Annotated in this window: 16 protein-coding genes; 9 read left to right on the forward strand and 7 right to left on the reverse strand. The window is 61.0% G+C overall.

All coding sequences use genetic code 11. The features are described 5' to 3' along the window. The first annotated feature begins 73 nt into the window (after positions 1 to 73). Genes QSJ80_RS03035 through QSJ80_RS03065 form a run of 7 tightly spaced genes read left to right on the forward strand, consistent with a single transcriptional unit; the run spans position 74 to position 8,623 of the window. Entirely contained in the window at positions 74 to 1,510 is a 1,437-nt protein-coding gene (locus tag QSJ80_RS03035; protein ID WP_285762790.1) for a 3-isopropylmalate dehydratase large subunit, read from the forward strand. Beyond that, entirely contained in the window at positions 1,507 to 2,187 is a 681-nt protein-coding gene (gene leuD, locus QSJ80_RS03040) for a 3-isopropylmalate dehydratase small subunit (protein ID WP_285762791.1), read from the forward strand. The genes QSJ80_RS03035 and leuD overlap by 4 nt, the downstream gene beginning before the upstream one ends. Further along, positions 2,184 to 3,560: an MmgE/PrpD family protein gene (locus QSJ80_RS03045; protein ID WP_285762792.1), complete on the forward strand. Its 1,377-nt coding sequence runs from the start codon at positions 2,184 to 2,186 to the stop codon at positions 3,558 to 3,560. The genes leuD and QSJ80_RS03045 overlap by 4 nt, the downstream gene beginning before the upstream one ends. Then, on the forward strand, positions 3,557 to 4,945 hold the full coding sequence (locus QSJ80_RS03050) for an MmgE/PrpD family protein (protein WP_285762793.1): 1,389 nt from the start codon (positions 3,557 to 3,559) through the stop codon (positions 4,943 to 4,945). The genes QSJ80_RS03045 and QSJ80_RS03050 overlap by 4 nt, the downstream gene beginning before the upstream one ends. A gap of 23 nt (positions 4,946 to 4,968) precedes the next feature. After that, positions 4,969 to 6,369 (forward strand): phenylacetate--CoA ligase family protein, encoded by a 1,401-nt coding sequence (locus QSJ80_RS03055; RefSeq protein WP_285762794.1) that lies wholly within the window; start codon positions 4,969 to 4,971, stop codon positions 6,367 to 6,369. 41 nt (positions 6,370 to 6,410) lie between these two features. Continuing rightward, positions 6,411 to 7,805, forward strand: coding sequence for an amidase (locus tag QSJ80_RS03060; RefSeq protein WP_285762795.1), 1,395 nt, complete (start codon positions 6,411 to 6,413; stop codon positions 7,803 to 7,805). Then, positions 7,805 to 8,623 carry an enoyl-CoA hydratase/isomerase family protein gene (locus tag QSJ80_RS03065; RefSeq protein WP_285762796.1) on the forward strand — a complete coding sequence of 273 codons (819 nt, stop codon included), beginning with the start codon at positions 7,805 to 7,807 and terminating at the stop codon, positions 8,621 to 8,623. Before QSJ80_RS03060 ends, QSJ80_RS03065 begins: the two co-directional genes overlap by 1 nt. A 9-nt stretch (positions 8,624 to 8,632) precedes the next feature. Here the strand turns inward: QSJ80_RS03065 and QSJ80_RS03070 are convergent, their stop codons facing one another. The 4 genes from QSJ80_RS03070 to QSJ80_RS03085 all read right to left on the reverse strand — a co-directional run bounded on the left by QSJ80_RS03070 (position 8,633) and on the right by QSJ80_RS03085 (position 12,363). After that, entirely contained in the window at positions 8,633 to 9,031 is a 399-nt protein-coding gene (locus QSJ80_RS03070; RefSeq protein ID WP_285762797.1) for a hypothetical protein, read from the reverse strand. A gap of 29 nt (positions 9,032 to 9,060) precedes the next feature. Next, positions 9,061 to 10,251: a class I SAM-dependent methyltransferase gene (locus tag QSJ80_RS03075; protein ID WP_285762798.1), complete on the reverse strand. Its 1,191-nt coding sequence runs from the start codon at positions 10,249 to 10,251 to the stop codon at positions 9,061 to 9,063. 98 nt (positions 10,252 to 10,349) lie between these two features. Further along, positions 10,350 to 11,039, reverse strand: a complete 690-nt coding sequence (locus QSJ80_RS03080; RefSeq protein ID WP_285762799.1) for a Crp/Fnr family transcriptional regulator — start codon at positions 11,037 to 11,039, stop codon at positions 10,350 to 10,352. A gap of 91 nt (positions 11,040 to 11,130) precedes the next feature. Then, the gene (locus QSJ80_RS03085; protein WP_285762800.1) at positions 11,131 to 12,363 is read right to left on the reverse strand and encodes a CaiB/BaiF CoA transferase family protein; all 1,233 of its coding nucleotides are present in this window, start codon (positions 12,361 to 12,363) and stop codon (positions 11,131 to 11,133) included. Between the two features lie 122 nt (positions 12,364 to 12,485). Here QSJ80_RS03085 and QSJ80_RS03090 point away from each other — a divergent pair, with 122 nt between their 5' ends. Then, positions 12,486 to 13,463, forward strand: a complete 978-nt coding sequence (locus tag QSJ80_RS03090; RefSeq protein WP_285762801.1) for a hydroxymethylglutaryl-CoA lyase — start codon at positions 12,486 to 12,488, stop codon at positions 13,461 to 13,463. 17 nt (positions 13,464 to 13,480) lie between these two features. On the opposite strand, the gene QSJ80_RS03095 is transcribed toward QSJ80_RS03090, so the two are convergent. The 3 genes from QSJ80_RS03095 to QSJ80_RS03105 form a co-directional block, all read right to left on the reverse strand. Continuing rightward, positions 13,481 to 14,005 (reverse strand): flavin reductase family protein, encoded by a 525-nt coding sequence (locus tag QSJ80_RS03095; protein ID WP_285762802.1) that lies wholly within the window; start codon positions 14,003 to 14,005, stop codon positions 13,481 to 13,483. Then, on the reverse strand, positions 13,995 to 14,966 hold the full coding sequence (locus QSJ80_RS03100) for a hypothetical protein (RefSeq protein WP_285762803.1): 972 nt from the start codon (positions 14,964 to 14,966) through the stop codon (positions 13,995 to 13,997). The genes QSJ80_RS03095 and QSJ80_RS03100 overlap by 11 nt, the downstream gene beginning before the upstream one ends. Positions 14,967 to 15,125: 159 nt before the next feature. Continuing rightward, positions 15,126 to 15,779 (reverse strand): hypothetical protein, encoded by a 654-nt coding sequence (locus QSJ80_RS03105; RefSeq protein ID WP_285762804.1) that lies wholly within the window; start codon positions 15,777 to 15,779, stop codon positions 15,126 to 15,128. Between the two features lie 137 nt (positions 15,780 to 15,916). On the opposite strand from QSJ80_RS03105, the gene QSJ80_RS03110 reads away from it, so the two are divergent. Continuing rightward, positions 15,917 to 16,732 (forward strand): SDR family NAD(P)-dependent oxidoreductase, encoded by an 816-nt coding sequence (locus QSJ80_RS03110; protein ID WP_285762805.1) that lies wholly within the window; start codon positions 15,917 to 15,919, stop codon positions 16,730 to 16,732. Positions 16,733 to 16,768 lie beyond the last annotated feature (36 nt).

The following is a 16,768-nucleotide window of genomic DNA, read 5'->3' on the forward strand; positions in this document are numbered from 1 at the left end:
AATAATATAACAAATGTTCAGGTCAAAGGTTATATGGGTCATTCCGGCGGCGCACTGCAAGGGGGCAGTATATATGGCAACGACTGGCGCCAGCACGCTGTTCGACAAGCTCTGGCGAGATCATGCGGTGTGCGAGTTAGACAGTGGCGAAACCCTGGTATACCTGGATCGCATCTTCCTGCATGAGCGCACCGGCGCGATTGCCCTGCAGGGATTGCGCGCAGCCGCGCGTCCGGTGCGGACACCACAGCAGGTGTTCTGCACCATGGACCATATTGTGGATACCTTTCCCGGTCGCGGTGATGAGACCCTGATGCCTTCGGGCAAGGATTTCATTGTGGCCACGCGTGAGGAAACCGCAGCTGTCGGGGTGCGCCTGTTTGACGTGGACGATCCGGATCAGGGTATTGCCCATGTTATTTCACCTGAGCTTGGGCTGGCACTGCCGGGCCTGAGCCTGGTCTGCCCGGACAGCCATACCTGCACCCTCGGTGGCATTGGCGCACTGGCCTGGGGAATTGGCTCCAGTGAGGCTGAGCATGCGATGGCGACCAGTACCCTGCGCGTAAAAAAACCGAAGAACCTGCGTGTCTGTTTTGAAGGGGCCCTGTCTCCCGGCGTCACCGCCAAGGACATGGTCCTGCACCTGATTGCCACTATCGGCGCCAACGGCGCAGCCGGTTACGCGGTGGAATTTGCGGGCTCCGCGGTACGCGCGTTGCCGGTCGAGGCGCGCCTCACCATGTGCAACATGGCAGTGGAATTCTCGGCAATCAGCGCCGTGATCGCCCCGGATGAGAAGGTCGAGGCCTATTTCCATGGTCGTCCCCATGCGCCGCAAGGCGAAGACTGGCAGGCAGCGGTTGAATACTGGCGCACGCTACGCAGCGATGCGGCGGCACAGTTCGACCGCGAATACCGGATTGATGCCAGTACCATAACCCCGTCAGTCACCTGGGGTACAAGCCCCGAGCAGGCTGTCGCGACCGCCGGGCAGGTGCCAGACCCTGACTGCATCGCCGACCCGGGCAGGCGCGCAGCCGCTCAGCGCGCGCTGGATTACCAGGGCCTGCGGCCGGGCCAGCCAATCGATTCCATCGCCATTGATGCCGCATTTATCGGCTCCTGTACCAATAGCCGTATCAGTGACCTGCGCGCGGCGGCCGCCGTGTTGCGCGGGCGCAGGCTGGCCGCCGGCGTGCGCGGTGTGGTGGTGCCAGGTTCGCGCGGGGTCAAGCGCGCGGCAGAACGGGAAGGGCTGCACGAACTATTCACCGCAGCAGGATTCGAGTGGCGCGATGCGGGTTGTTCCATGTGCTTTTATGCCGGGGGTGAAACCTTTGGTTCCAACCAGCGCGTGATCTCAAGCACCAATCGAAATTTTGAAGGGCGCCAGGGGCCCAATACGCGTACCCATCTGGCGAGCCCCGAAACCGTTGCCGCGTCGGCGGTGGCCGGGTTTATCACCAGCGCCGCGGCGCTGGCAGATATGGGGGAGCCGGTTCAGTGAAAGCGTTTACCCGGCACTCGGGCGTGGCTGCACCGCTGCGGCGGCGCAATATCGATACGGATGCAATCATTCCGTCACGGGAAATGAAGCGCGTGTCGAGGCATGGCCTGGGCGAAGGACTGTTTGCCGGCTGGCGCTATACCCTCCCCGGGGGGCGCGAACCGAACCCGGAATTCGTATTGAACCGGCCTGAGTATTCGGCAGCCAGCATTCTCCTGGGAGGCGATAATTTTGGCTGCGGTTCCTCGCGTGAGCACGCTGTCTGGGCGCTGGCTGAATTTGGCATTCGCGCAATTATTGCCAGCGGCTACGGCGCAATTTTCTATACCAATTGTGTTCGCAATGGCGTGTTACCGGTATGCCTGCCGGACGCGGATGTGGAAGCGCTGGCACAGCTGGTGGAAAGTGATCCTCAGGCCAACCCGGTTGCCATTGACCTGGAGCGCGGCGAAGTACGCTGCGGTACTTTTTGCAAACCGTTTGAGATGGATTCCGCCTCGCGCCACATGCTGTTGCATGGCCTGGACCCGATATCCCTGACCCTGCAAAGCGATGCTGAAATCGTCCGTTTTGAGGGCGCGCGGCGCGCCCGGTTTGGCTGGGCGTTCTCTCCATTGAAAAGTAATGCGAGTGAAGGTTCTCAAGACGTGGAAAAAATGAAAAGTACGGAATCATGAATCAGCCTGCCATTCAGTTATCCCAAACATTGCTACAGCAGCTGGTCGTGCTGCTGGAGCGGGATATCGACGATGCGGCTCGCGCGCGTGCGCGCCTGCACCTGCTGGACTGGCTTGGTTGCGTGGCGTACGGCAGTCGCAGCGAGGTTGCGGATAAATTACGCCAATACCTGAGTATCTGGGGCAGCAGTGGCAGCAGCTGGAGCATGGGTGAACCGGATCGCAGTTGGCAGGATGCGCTGCTCCTCAATGCTGCGCTCGGCAATGTCGCGGAGATGGATGACCTGCACCGCACTTCTATCCTGCATCCCGGCCCGGTGGTGGTGCCCGCTGCGGTAACGGTAGCAGAGCTGGTGGGTGCGACGCCCGTTGCGCTGCTCGACGCGATCGTAATCGGCTATGAAGCCATGATCCGTATTGGTCGCGCACTGGGCCCGGATCACTACGCGCTCTATCACAACACCTCCACCTGTGGCGGCTTCGGTGCCGCAGCAGCGACTGCGCACCTGCTCGGTCTGGACCGCAATGCATTCGTATCCGCACTGGCCAACGCCGGCAGTCGCACTGGCGGTTTGTGGCAATTGCGGCACGAGGCGGTGGACACGAAGCAACTGCACAACGCCGGCGCGGCACACAGCGGTGTACTGGCAGCGTTGCTGGCACAGGCCGACGTGCGTGGTCCGGCCAGCCTGCTCGAAGGCAGTCAGGGTTTCTTTGCGGCGACCTCGCCGATGGCGCAACCACTGGCTGTGGTCGATAACGCCGGCGATAGTTGGCAGATATTCCAGTGCAGTTTCAAGCCCTGGCCAGCCTGCCGCCACGCGCATGCCGCCATTGATGCCGTGCGTGCGCTGGGTGACCTGGACCCGAGCGCTGTCGAGTCGGTACGCATTCGCACTTACCGCGATGCGCTACTGTTCTGCGACAAGCCTGAGCCGCGGAATGCGGCAGAGGCGCGCTTCAGCCTACAACACTGTGCCGCCGTCAGTCTGTTGTTTGGTCGCCCGGAAATCCGGCATTTCGAGGGTGAGTACCTGCACCGCACCGATGTGGTTGCGATGCGTGGAAAAATTTTCGTGGCAATCGATGAGCAGATGGATCGCGCCTACCCTTCACACTTCGGTGCCTTTGCCGCAGTGCTGGACAAAGCCGGTCACGAGCGCGAAATCCGCGTGCGCGATGCCTGGGGGGATCCGGAGCAACCCATGAGTGAAACAGACATCAATGCCAAGGCGCGCGCGCTGATGTGTGTTGCAGATCTGCACGAGCGCGACATCGATGCGGTTATGGATTTCACTACCGGCCTGACACAGGCCGGTGCGCAACTGGCGCCCTGGCTGCGGAGCCTGCGTGCACTGGGAGCAGGTAAATGAGCGACTTTGAAGCACGGCTGGTAGCGCATGTTGCCGGTACCCAGTTTGAAGACCTGGACACGGCGGCGGTGGAGGCATGCAAGAATTTTGTGCTGGATTCTTTCGGGGTCGGCCTCAGCGGATCCCGCATGGGGATGGCACCGCGCCTGCTGCGCCGTATGCGGGATTGGGGTGCAGCACCTCAAAACGCTGGCGCCACGGCCTGGGGGCATGGCACAAGGCTGCCGGTGCCTGCGGCAGCCATGTTAAACGCCTTCCAGATCCACAACCAGGAATTTGATTGTGTACACGAGCCGGCGGTGGTGCACCCGATGGCGGTCATCCTGTCTGCATTATTCGCCGACGCTGAGGCGCGCAGGGCCAGCGGCCGCGACCTGTTGTTGAGTGTGGTACTGGCCGTAGATGTTGCCACGGTGCTGGGTATGAGTGCCAGCACCCCCATGCGTTTCTTCCGCCCGGGAACCGCGGGCTGCATTGGCGCGGCGGCCGGGCTTGCCCGTCTGCGCGGTTACGACGAAGACGGCATTCGCGAAGCCATGTCGATTGCTTACAGCCAGACCGGCGGCACCATGCAGGCACATACGGAGGGTGCGGCTGTGTTGCCGATGCAGGTGGCCTTCAATGCGCGCAACGCCATTACTGCGGTGGATATGGTTGCGGACGGGCTGTGCGGCCCGCGCGATTTCCTGTCCGGGCAATTTGGTTATTTTTCCATTATGGAATCCGCCGGCAATGCACCCGACGCATTTGCCCTGCTTGGCCGTGAATGGCAGATCAGCAGGGTGAGCCACAAACCGTTTCCCACCGGCCGCGCGGCACACGGCACCCTGGATGGGTTATTGCAGCTGCGCAGTGTGCACGGCTTTGCGCCGGAGGACATTGCCCGGGTTGAGGTGCAGGCGCCGCCCCTGGTTCGGCGCCTCGTGGGTCGCCCGCCAAAGGCACAGATGACGCCGGGATACGCCAAGCTCTGCATCGGTTATGTCGCCGCCACCCTGTTACAGCGCGGCGATGTACGTGTAGAGGATTTCGACCCGGCTGCACTGCAGGACCCGGCGCGTTTGCAGCTCGCGCAGCGCATAACCATGGTTGCTGGCAGTGTGGATGACCCCAATGCTTTGGCGCCACAACAGGTCAGTGTATTCCTGCAGGATGGCAGGGAGCACTCCCTGGAGCTGCCGGAAATTCTCGGCAGTCCGGAGCGACCGCTTACCCGCGAGCAACAGTTACGGAAATTCCATCGCTGTGTCGCGTCCGCGCGTCACCCGCTTCCGGCCACTGCAGCCGATGCCATAGTCCGGCAGGTGGAAAGCCTTGAGTCGCTGGATAATGTTGCCTATCTCTCCAGCCTGCTCTGTAGCGGAGCAGCCCATGAGCTGGCTTGAACCTGACAGGAGCCATTGAGTCGATGAGCTACCCCACCTATTTTGAATGCTTTGACGCACAGCAGGCACTGCGGGAATACCCGATCGGCGACGCGTTTCTGCAAACCTATGCCGGCATGTCCCGGGAAGCACTGCGGGCATTGCAGCAAGAGCGTTTCCTGAAACTGGTGGCGCGCGCGTGGCAGATCCCGTTTTACCAGCGCCTGTGGGGTGCGGCGGGCATCGAGCCGGGTGACATCCGCAGCCTCGACGACATTGAAAAACTGCCGGTGTTTTCCAAGTCCGACATCATGCAGAGCGTGGAGCAATACCCGCCGATCGGGGATTTCAGTGGTCTGGACATTCCGCCTCCTGAGCAGCGACCGCCGGTGGTGCTGCACACCACCAGTGGCACCACCGGGCGCCCCCAGCCAATTCTGTTCGGACCGCGCGGGCGCGAAATTCAGGCGATGCTGGTAGCGCGCGCCTATCGCTTTATGGGGCTAAAACCGGGCGCTACAGTACAGTCCACCTATGGCCACGGCATGATCAATGGCGGCCACTATATCCGTGAGGCCGTGACCCGCTACACCAATGCCATGTTTCTTTCCGCCGGCACAGGGCTGGAAACTCGTTCTGCGCAGCAGGTGCAGCTGATGCGGGACTTCGGGGTGAACGTGCTGGTGGGTTTCGCAGACTACATCAAGAAACTGGCCGCGGTAGCGGAGGAATGCGGGCTGGTCCCGGGTGAGGATATCCGCATCGATATGATCATCGGTCACCTGGGCCAGGAAACCCGGGCGGCGCTGCGCGATGCCTGGGGTGGGGCAGAACTGTATGACTGGTACGGGGTGGCGGATACCGGCTGTATTGCGGCCGAGGGTCCGGATCAGGATGGCCTCTATGTGTGGGAAGATGCGCACTACCTTGAGCTGCTCGATGTGGAACAAGGCAAGCCAGTGATGGCGGGCGAGAATGGCAACATGGTGGTCACCTGTCTGTACAAGGACGACCTGTACCCGGTGATCCGCTTCAATACCTGCGATATCACCGCCGAGGTACCCGGGGAGAACCCGTTCCGGTTGCCGTTCCGGCGTATTCGCGGCTTTCTGGGCCGCTCCGATAACATGGTCAAATTGCGCGGTATCAACATATATCCGCACAGTATTGGCGGCCTGCTGGCATCGTTCGATGCCTTTACAGGTGAGTACATCTGCATTGCCGAGCGCGACGATACGGGGCGCGATACGCTTACGGTGCTGGTGGAGATGCACGGTGCGGTGGCTGCCTGTGTGGAAATGGCGGAAGCCTGTCGTGGCGTGCTGAAGCAGAAACTGGGTATCGATGTGGGCGTGGAACCTGTTGCGCCGGGTGAAACGGCAGCGCTGACGGAAATCGACAAGCGCCAGAAACCCCTGCGCCTGATTGACCGACGCGCGCTGTGAACAGGCCCGGGATCACGTCAATGCCGTTTACGGGACAAGAAATGGAAGCAGATTCGAAATCCAGCCGGGATGTGCAATCACTGTTGCTGGCCGATGCCACCACGTTGGCAGGCATGTTGGCACGCGAAGAAATTTCCAGTGTCGAACTGACCACCGTTTGCCTGCAAGCCATTGAGCACAGGAATCCGCAGCTCAACTGTTACCTGCATATCGATGCGGGTGGTGCGATCGCCGCGGCACAGGCATCGGACGCGCGCCGCGCGGCAGGCGTACCCTTGTCAATTTTTGATGGCCTGACCTTCGCGGTGAAAGACAATATCGACGTCGCCGGCATGCCCACCAGCAACGGTCTCGGTTACGGTGCGCATGCGCCCCGGGCCGACAGGGATGCCGCAGTTGTTGCGGAACTCCGCGCGGCCGGCATGATTCCACTGGGCAAGCTGAATATGCACGAGATTGCCCTGGGCGCGACCAATGATAATTACCACTGGGGCCGCTGCGAGAACCCGCTGCGCGAGGGCTATACGCCGGGTGGTTCCAGCGGTGGCTCAGGTGCAGCAGTGGCAGCGGGCTTGTGCGCCCTGGCGCTGGGCACGGATACCATGGGGTCTGTGCGTATACCCGCGAGTTACTGTGGCGTTGCCGCACTCAAGCCGGGGCGAGGACAGTGGTCGCTGGATGGTGTCACCCGCCTCAGCCATGTACTGGACAGTGTCGGGCTTCTGGCCCGCAGTGGCCGCGACTTGCAGGCGCTGTGGAAGTTGCCGCCGGTATCGCACTTGCCCAGGGCTGAAGAGCAGGCGGTCCTATCACTGCAGACTATGCGGTTTGCCGCGATGACTTTGGATTCGGCATCAGACCTTGATCAGGAAATCCTGACGGCGTTTGCGCAGGCGACGAGCGCGTTGGCCGGGCAAACCGCCTCCCTGGAGGCGCGGGATTGTATCGGCATGGATTTTTCTGGTGTGCGCCGCGCCGGCCTGTTGATGTGCGAGGCGGAAGCCAACGTAACCTTTGCCGACGAACTCGCGCAGGGGCAGTTGTTCTCACTGCAGCTCCGCAAGATGTTACGTTGGGGGGCAGAGCAGCCTGCACCCGCACTGGTCCGTGCCCAGGACACGGTCCAGGCAGCGGGTGAATGGCTGGCGCAAAAGCTCGAGGGAGTGGATTTCCTGCTAACCCCAACCACGCCACAGGCAGCGTTCCCGTTTTCTGAGCCCGCGCCGGTCAACCAGGCCAACCTCACCAGTTACGTCAATATGGCGGGGCTGGCGGCAACCAGCGTCCCGCTGGGGGTGACTGCCGATGGCTTGCCGTTCGGCTTGCAGGTGATCGCGCGTGCGGGCGACGAACAGCGGTTGCTTGCCGCCAGTGTCGCACTGGAAAATTTCTTGCGCGCAACGTCCGCGCATACGCAGGATCTGGAGAATCATTGATGGACAAGCCGGTGGGTAAAATTGACCTGGAACTCGACGGCGCCCTGGCGCGTGTGACGATCAATAATCCGGACCAGCGCAACGCCATGAGCAAGAGCATGTGGCTGCAGCTTGCCGAGACACTGGATTGTGTAGCCGCGAATGACGATGTGCGCGCACTGGTGATCACCGGCGCGGGCAGTCGCGCGTTCTGCGCCGGTGCGAATATCGATGAACTTGCAGCGGCATTCGGTGACGCAGAAGAAATGCAGGCGCAGAATCGCCTGATCCGCGATGTGCAAATACAGTTGCAGCGCCTGCCGCGCCCGACTGTGGCACTGGTGCGCGGTGCCTGTTATGGCGGCGGCTGCGGCCTGGCGATGGCCTGTGATGTCCGTATTGCCGACAGTGCCGCGCAGTTTGCCATCACCCCGGCACGGCTCGGTATCCTCTACAGCCTGGAAGACACCAGGCGCCTGGTATCGGTGGTGGGCGTTGCCGCCGCGCGGGAACTGTTGCTCACCGGGCTGCCGGTCAGCGCCGAACGCGCCCGCGCAATCGGCCTGGTGCAGCATGTTGCCGATGAGAAGGCGCTGTCTGCAGTGGAGCAGGAGATCTGCGCTGCACTGCTGGCGAATTCCCAATATTCACTGCGTTGGACCAAACGCACCATCGACTATCTTGCGTTTGAGGGAATGCAAGGTGTGGCGCAGCCGCAGGATACGCCGGAGTCGCTGGCGCAGGCTTTTGATGCTGCGTTTGAGGGGGGGGATTTTCAGGAAGGCAGCGCTGCATTTCTGCAGCGGCGCAAGGCCAGCTTTCACTGGCCGAAGAAATAAGGTTTTTACCTAGGTACTGGCGAGCTCGTCGATCAGCTCCTCCAGGTCATTGGTGGTGCTGGCTGCCGTATGCTCTTTCGCGTGTACTGCTGCCGCGCGGTTCTCATCGATCTGTTCGATCTCCTGCTGGATGACGCGCAGAATCCGCGCGATGTATTCCTGCTGCCACAGGCCGCGCTCATGCGCCGCTTCCGTATCCGGCGCATACTGCTCGATATCCTGGCGCTTCAAAACGCCATTTTTTTCCAGCAGCCTTTCCAGGGTGTCGATGCGCTCCCGCGCCACGGCAAGTTCGCCCGCAACGGCCATCAGTATTGCCATGAGCCGGTCGCTGTCGCCGTCCTTGAAATATTGCGGTCGCTTACCCTTGGCCTTGTTACCGGCCATGCTGATCGCGTCAATTGCCATGGGTCACTCCATCACCGGAAAATTTGATTCTACTTGCGGGCAATATAGGCATGCCAGGCCGGTTTGCGCCCATAGTCCTCGCTGTCGGCATCTGCGCGCTCGGCACTCGGGAACAGCGATTCATCCACCACTGCGAACAGGCCGGTAGTGCTGATATTTTCACGCTGGAAGCCGGCTTCCTGCATAGCCTCGAACAGGTCGAGATCATGCAGCGTACCCCAGAAAGGCTCGTTGTTGTTGCGCGTGTCCCAGTCCCGCATGAACTGCTCATACACCGGCATGTCATCGGTGAACTGCGGCTGTTCGATATGAACCACACGGCCGCCATGGGCGAGCAGGCGATGGGTTTCCGCGAGTATGCGCGGCAGTGCCCGGCTGGACGTCTCGTGCAGGAACATGCAGGTGATGATCAGGTCGAAACTGCCGTCGGCATCCGACAGCGCTTCCGCGTTGGCCTGGCGGAATACAATATTGTTCACGCCCAGGGACTTTGCGCGCGCGTGCGCATAGCGCAGTACCGGCGCGGCGACATCGATGGCGACAATTTCCGTATCCGGAAAAGCCTGTGCCAGCGGCACTATGTTATGGCCGACGGTGCAACCAATGTCGAGAATGCGTTTCGGGCGAAAGCCCTTTTCCGCTTCCTGCCTGAGCCACTTGACCAGCGCCTGGCCGCCACCATCACTGTAGCGGCCAAGCATCCCGGCGGTGGTGACAAAAATGCCGCAGTCGTAGTTGGCCCCGGCGGAGATATCGTCCGCACACAGCTCCGTGTGGTAACCACCGGGCATGCAATGAATATCCACTGCGCTGACATAGCGCGGCACTTTTACCGCCGGATCCAGTTGTAGCTGCGTGGAGCCCTCGTTCAGTGATTGCGCCTTTTCGATCAGCTCCGGCAGCTGTCGCAGAACCATGCCGCGGCCATTTTGCTGGCGCATCTCCATGGTGTTGCGGCGCAGGGCGCTCCAGTATTGGTAGACCGGTTCCTGCTTGAGGATGGTGCCGACGGCACGACGGTTCGAAGGCGCCTCGCCGAGCGCTTCCACACGCTGATCGTAGGCCTTGCGCACGCCGGGCAGTACCTGTGTGGCGAGATGAGTATTCAGGTTGGTCAGGAAATTAAAGCGTGCGACTTCGTCGTGGCGCGCTTGCGGGAATGTCGCGTGGCGGCCCACCTCATTCCAGGCCGGCGGCACCTGCCGATCTGAGTCTTTCATGCAATCTCCGGACTTAGCAGCACTTTGCGCCAGTCTAGCGCTGCCCCGGTTGTTGCCCATGATTTTTGTCAAAGGCTTATGTGCCTGCAGGCCTACGATCAGTGGACGCTGGCCAGCTCTTCCAGCACGCTGCGATCGAGCACGTGGATACGGTGGGCACTGATGATCTCGATAATGCCCATGGTCTTCAGGCGGGCGAAGGCGCGACTCACGGTTTCTATGGTCAGGCCCAGGTAGTCGGCAATGTCCTGGCGGCTCATGATCAGCTCAATGTCGGTCGTCTGGGTGCCGCACTGGCGACGGCCGATCTGCGCAAGCAGGAAACACAGGCGTTCGTGCGCTTTCTTCTGGCCGAGGGCAAACAACTGGTCCAGGGTCTGTGCCAGCACATTACCGCCAATCTGCCGGGCGTTGGTCTTCAGGGTGGGGAAGCGGTCCACGAGTTGCAGGAAGTCGCGCCGGGGGAAGGTCTGTAATTCCGCCTCGCGCAGGCACACCACGCTGTACTCGTAGTCGTCGGTATTGGTGAAGCCGATGTAATCACCGGGGTAGGCGAAGGCGATGACCTGGCGTCTGCCGGAGCGCGACAGGCGCTCGATCATGAGGGTACCGGAGACCACCACATACACATGCTGTGCGGGGCTGTACTGGCGGAACAGTTGCTCGCCGGTGGGCAACCGGCGGCGCTGGCAGATACCGGCCAGCAGGGCCAGCTCATCATTGCCGAGGCCGCGAAACAGCTTCGAATGGAAGAATGTTTCCGGTGGTTTTATCGCTGAACTGACCACAGTGACTTATCCTCGACCTCTTCTCGCGTTGGCCTTCTGTGAGACTACTTTGATTGCACTGTACTGTCTACGGGCTGTGCTCCCGCAACCGTTATGCCTGGCTGGTCTCCTCGGCGGGCAGGCAACCGTTCAGCACGCCCTGCTCGATCAGGGAATTGATCTGCGCGGCGCTCAGGCCCGCCGCACGTGCCACCTCGATGCTGTGCGCCCCGGCCCGCGGCAGGTCGCGCTGTTGTGCCGGACGACTGCCATCGAACTCGATCGGTATGGCTGGCAAGCGCGTGCGACAGCCGTTTTCCAGGGTCAATTTCACCAGGCCACCGGCGGCATTCAGGTGCGGATCATCGAACAGGTCGGAGGGGCGGTTGATGGGTGCGAACGGGATGCCGGCGCGATCGAGCCTGACGGTCAGTTCGGCTTTTGGCAGGCCGGCAAAGAGGGTGCTGATACGTGGCAACAGGCTGTTACGGGCAGCCACGCGACCGGCATTGGTTGCCAGTTCCGGGTCTGCGGCCAGGTCATCGAGGCAAAACTCCGCGCAGAAAGCGCGCCACAGGGTGTCACTGACCACGCCCACAAACACGCGCTCGCCATCCGCGCTTTCAAAGATGTCGTAAATTGACCAGGCGCTGCGGCGCACGGACATCGGCGGCGGGGCTTCGCCGGTCACGGCTTCCTGTGCCATATGCTGGCCCACCAGATAGGCAGTGGTTTCAAACAGGGCACTGGTGACATGCCGGCCGCAACCGCTGTGCTGGCGCTCCTGCAGTGCTGCCAGGATGGCAATGACCCCGAACATGCCCCCGGTAATATCGATGACGGACGAACCGGCGCGCAGTGGCCGATCCGGTAGCCCGGTCATGTAGGCGAGGCCGCCCATCATCTGGGTAACTTCGTCCAGTGCCGTGCGATGGGCATAGGGCCCGCTGAGGAAGCCTTTCAGGGAGCAGTACACCAGGCGCGGGTTGCGTGCGCGCAGGGTGTCGTAGCCGAAGCCGAGGCGTTCCATGGCGCCGGGGCGAAAATTCTCGATCAGCACATCGGCCTTGTCGATCAGGCGCAATGCCAGTTCACGGCCACTGTCCGACTTCAGGTCCAGCGCCACGCTGCGTTTGTTGCGGTTGTACATGGCGAAGTAGCCTGCACCAGACCCCTGCAGGCGCCGGGTATTGTCACCCTTGTGTGGTTCCAGTTTGGTCACGTCTGCGCCAAGGTCGGCGAGGATGCCGCCGGCAGCCGGCCCCATCACCATATGGGTGAATTCGACCACACGAATACCGGCAAGTGGTTGTGCCGGCTTGTTTGCCACGTCCTGTTCTGTCATTGCGACTCCAGCTTGAGAAACCCGTATCCCGGCCCCGTACCCCGGCGAGGTATCGGATAATATGATATAAAAGTATAACAATATATCAAGTGAGCGCTCTGCGCCGGACAGTGAGGGAAGCTGTGAGCAAGGTGGATGGCAAGGTGGATGGCAAGGTGGATATCGAGATCAGTGAGGTTGGTCCGCGCGATGGGCTGCAGAGCATCGCCACGGTAATGCCGACGGAGGACAAAAAACGCTGGATCGCTGCACTGGCCAGTGCTGGCCTGCAGGAAATCGAGGTCGGCTCCTTCGTACCGCCAAAGTTGCTGCCGCAATTGGCGGACACGGCTGAAATCGTGCGTTACGCCATTGGCATCGGCGGCCTGCGGGTGGCGGTGCTGGTGCCGAACCTGCGCGGTGCAAGTGACGCCCTGGCAGCCGGCGCACACAAGCTGACGATTCCGCTGTCGGTCAGTGAAACCCACAGCCTGAAAAACCTGCGCAAGACCCATACGCAGGTGCTGGAAGAAGTCCGTGGAATTCGTGCGCTGCTGGATGCCCTGCCTCCGGACCAGCGGCCACAGCTGGAGGGCAGCCTGTCGACCTGCTTCGGTTGCACGCTGGAGGGGCCGGTTTCCGAGGATGCGGTGGTACGTTTGGGCGGTCAGCTGCTCGATGCAGGTTGTGATGAGATCGGCCTGTCGGATACTACCGGCTACGGCAACCCAGTGCAGGTGCGCAGGGTGTTACGCAAGGTGTGGAACGCCCTGGGTCGCGACAGCCTGAATGGCATTCACCTGCACAATACCCGCGGTCAGGGGCTGGCCAATGTACTGGCTGCAGTGGAGGAGGGCGTGACAACCGTGGATGCCTCCATGGGCGGCATCGGCGGGTGTCCGTTTGCGCCGGGTGCCAGCGGCAATATCGTGACTGAGGACCTGGTCTTCCTGCTGGAGGCGATGGGCTACCGCACCGGTGTCGATTTCGAACGCCTGCTCTCGGCGCGTGCAGTTCTGGCTGCAGCGTTACCGGGCGAGCCACTGTACGGTTTTCTTCCCGAGGCGGGGCTACCCAGGGGGTTTGAGTTGGCTGGCGAGCGCGCAGCGGAGCCGGTCTGACCGCAGTTTTGCCGCGCCTAGCAGATACTGGCATAGCGGCCGCGGTGGAAGACCAGCGGCTCGCGGTTCTGGGTGTGCATTTCGGTGACTTCGCCGACGATGATTACGTGGTCGCCACCGTCGTGGCGGGCAGAAATTCGGCACTGGATACGCGCGCAATAATCTTCCAGTAGCGGAACACCTGCGGCATTGCGCTGGAAAGCCACCTGCTCGAATTTATCCTGTCCGCGACTGGCAAACAGTGCAGAAAGATCCTGCTGCGATTGGGCCAGCACATGGATTGCAAAGTCCTGGCAGCGGTTGAAGGCATCGAAGCATCCGGTTTTCTTGTCGATGCACCAGAGGATCAATGGCGGCTCCAGTGATACGGTATTGAAGCTGCTGACCGTCATACCTACCGCGCTACCGTCCTCGCCACTGGTGGTGACGATGGTGACGCCGGTCGCGAACTGCCCGAACACCTGCCGCAACTGCAATGGCTCGATGGTGTGCTGCTGCTCAACGGGCGCAACCGCCGTCAGCAGTTTGGCCTCAGTCGACATAGTTGGCTCCCAGCTTCAGATCACCCTCTTCCCAGCGCAGTACGCCAAAGGTGGTGTACTTTTCCTTCTGTGACTGCATGAACTGCCAGGCGCATACGAAAGTGTAATTATCATCGACCTGGGTCTCGCGCGACCAGAGTTTGAAAGCCTTGCCATAGACGTGCCTTACGGAATAGAGATAGCGTCCGTAAGACATGCCGTTACCGAACATGTCCGGGCCGTGATACTGGTGATGGTTGCCGTTGCGGGTGCGCATTGCGGTCCACTTTTCATTCACCACGCCGCTGATTTCAATGGTCTGCTCTGAATGCAGCAGGTTGATCGGTTTGTGGTGGATGGTGACATCGTTATAGCCGACAAAATTCTGCTGGTCGTCATACACTTCGAAGCGGCCGCTGAAAGTGCCGGCGTGTTTCACTGGCAAGTTGAACGGACGCTTGCCCTCGAGCCGTTCGCGCTCCAGGAATTCAGTGACCAGTTTCTGGGTTTGCGGGTTTTCGCCGTGATCCGTGGTGACGGTATAGAGACCATTGAAAACACCGACCAGGGTGTCGCCCTCGAATAGCTGCGAAGAGTAGACCTGCATGCCCAGTTCCGGTACCACATGGTTCATGGTGCGCAGGTTGACGTTCCAGCCCGGTGAAAAATAGTTGGAATCCACCAGCAGGCCGTAGGGACGGCCGCTGCCGAAAAAGTCCGGACCGGTATAAATACGGTCCTGGTCAGAATCGATGACCCCGAATTTGAATGGCGCACCGATTTCAAAACGATCATTGAGTGGCCCGGTTGCATCGAAGCGGGTATTCATCCAGTAGGTTGTGCGCCCGTCTTCGAATTCACTTGCGCGGCTGACCTTGTTGTAACCGACATGGGTGCCGTCTGCTTCAAACAGCGAGGGCAGTCCGTGCCATTCGCCTTCAATGGCCTGCTGCCAGTTACTGGGTTTGTTGTCATTACTCATTTTATTTCCCGGTTACCGCTGTTCAGGTGCCGTGCGTGAAAACGCCTGTATGAAACGCATGTTAATGGACGCCCGTGGGGGTGCGTTTGGCAATTGTCAATTCTCCAGGGAGCTGTGCGCGTGTGCCAGCCCCTGTTTTTGCCGAGCGGGCGGGTTTTGTCAAGCGGGGTCTGGCAGGGACTGCTGCGGAGAATGTTGCAAATGTTCCCAGATACGGGCCTGGAAGGGGGCTTCGTGGACCGGGCCTTCTGTGCCGCGCGGGTCCAGCGCATGGCGGCGGTCACAGGTCGGTGACAGGCGCGAACCGCGTGCGGTCAGGGTCCGGGTAGCCGCGCCATTGCGGTACAGCACGGTGTGGCGAACCCGCTGGCCGGGCGCGGTGAGCATGATGAAATCCGGTTCCATATACACATTGCAGGCATCGTCGAGCTGGCGCGCATTAAAAGTCAGTATGCCGACTCCGCCGGAGACACCCACATTTTCGTAAGCGCCGGGCCCGAGTGAGTCGAACACCAGCAGGTTGTCGCGTAACTGGCCGGTAAATGTCTTTGCGCTCGGTGCGCGGCCGCGAAAGTGCACGTTGGTCAGGGAAAGTTTGTGTCCGTCAAAGTCGAGGTAAACCAGGTTGTCGAACGGGCTGGGGCCGGGGCTGCCACTGCCGGCACGAGTGTCATCCTGCAGGGGGCTGCCATCCAGTTCGAACAGCTCGACCTGATCGTGCCAGGTGCCGCGCATCAGCATCAGGTTGTAGCCGACCGAGCCGAGCGGAAAGGTCGGGCAGGAGTCCCGCGCGCCGGTGATGTGCTTGGACATATTGACTCGCTGTTGAATTAAAACACGTTAATGTTATAACAATAACTCAATTAAATTCGGGCGCCTAGCGAGGCCATCGTGGTGATAGCCATGGGGGGTCATTGGGTACTGGGTGAAAGGCAGAGGAGCAGACGAACATGCAGACTGTTGTGATTACCGGGAGTACCCGTGGTATCGGGCGGGGCCTGGCGGAGAACTTTTTGGCGGCGGGCTGTCGGGTGATCATCAGCGCACGTTCGCAGGCACAGGTAAACGCGGTGGTGGCCGAGTTGCGCGCGCGTTTTGGTGAGGCGCCGGTTGCCGGCCTGCGCTGCGACATTACCGATGAGGAGGATCTGCGTGCGCTGTGGGGCTTTGCCAGTGAGGCTGGCCCCGTTGATATCTGGATCAACAATGCAGGTATGAGCATTGTGCGCAAGCCACTGGCGCAGCAGAGTGTTTCCGACCTGTGCAATATCGTCGACACCAACCTGACAGGCCTGTTACTGGCCTGCAAGGTGGCGCTTGCGGGGATGCAGGCGCAGGGGTGTGGCCAGATCTGGAACATGGAGGGTTTCGGCAGTACCGGCCAGATGGCGCCGGGTATGGTGGCCTACGGTGCGACCAAACGCGCGCTCAACTATGTGACTGCGGCACTGCAGAAAGAGGTCAAGGGCAGCGCCGTCCAGGTCAATACCCTGAGTCCGGGCATTGTGGTCACGGACCTGCTGTTGGGGGATTACGATCTGCAGTCGGAACAGTGGCGCAAGACCAAAAAGATTCTCAACATCCTCGGCGATACGGTAGAAACTGTCACGCCGTACCTGGTGAGGGGCATCCTGGCGGCCCGTAAATCCGGCACCCGGGTAGCCTGGCTGACCGGCCCGAAGGCATTCTGGCGTTTCCTGACAGCGGCCTTCAACAAGCGTGATCTGTTTTCCGAATACGAGTCCAGGGCCGCCGAGGCCGGGTAGGTAAGGAGATAGAAGAGAAAAACCCGGCGCCCTAAA

It is taken from the genome of Biformimicrobium ophioploci (assembly GCF_030270605.1).
GTDB classification, from domain to species: Bacteria; Pseudomonadota; Gammaproteobacteria; order Pseudomonadales; family Cellvibrionaceae; genus Biformimicrobium; species Biformimicrobium ophioploci.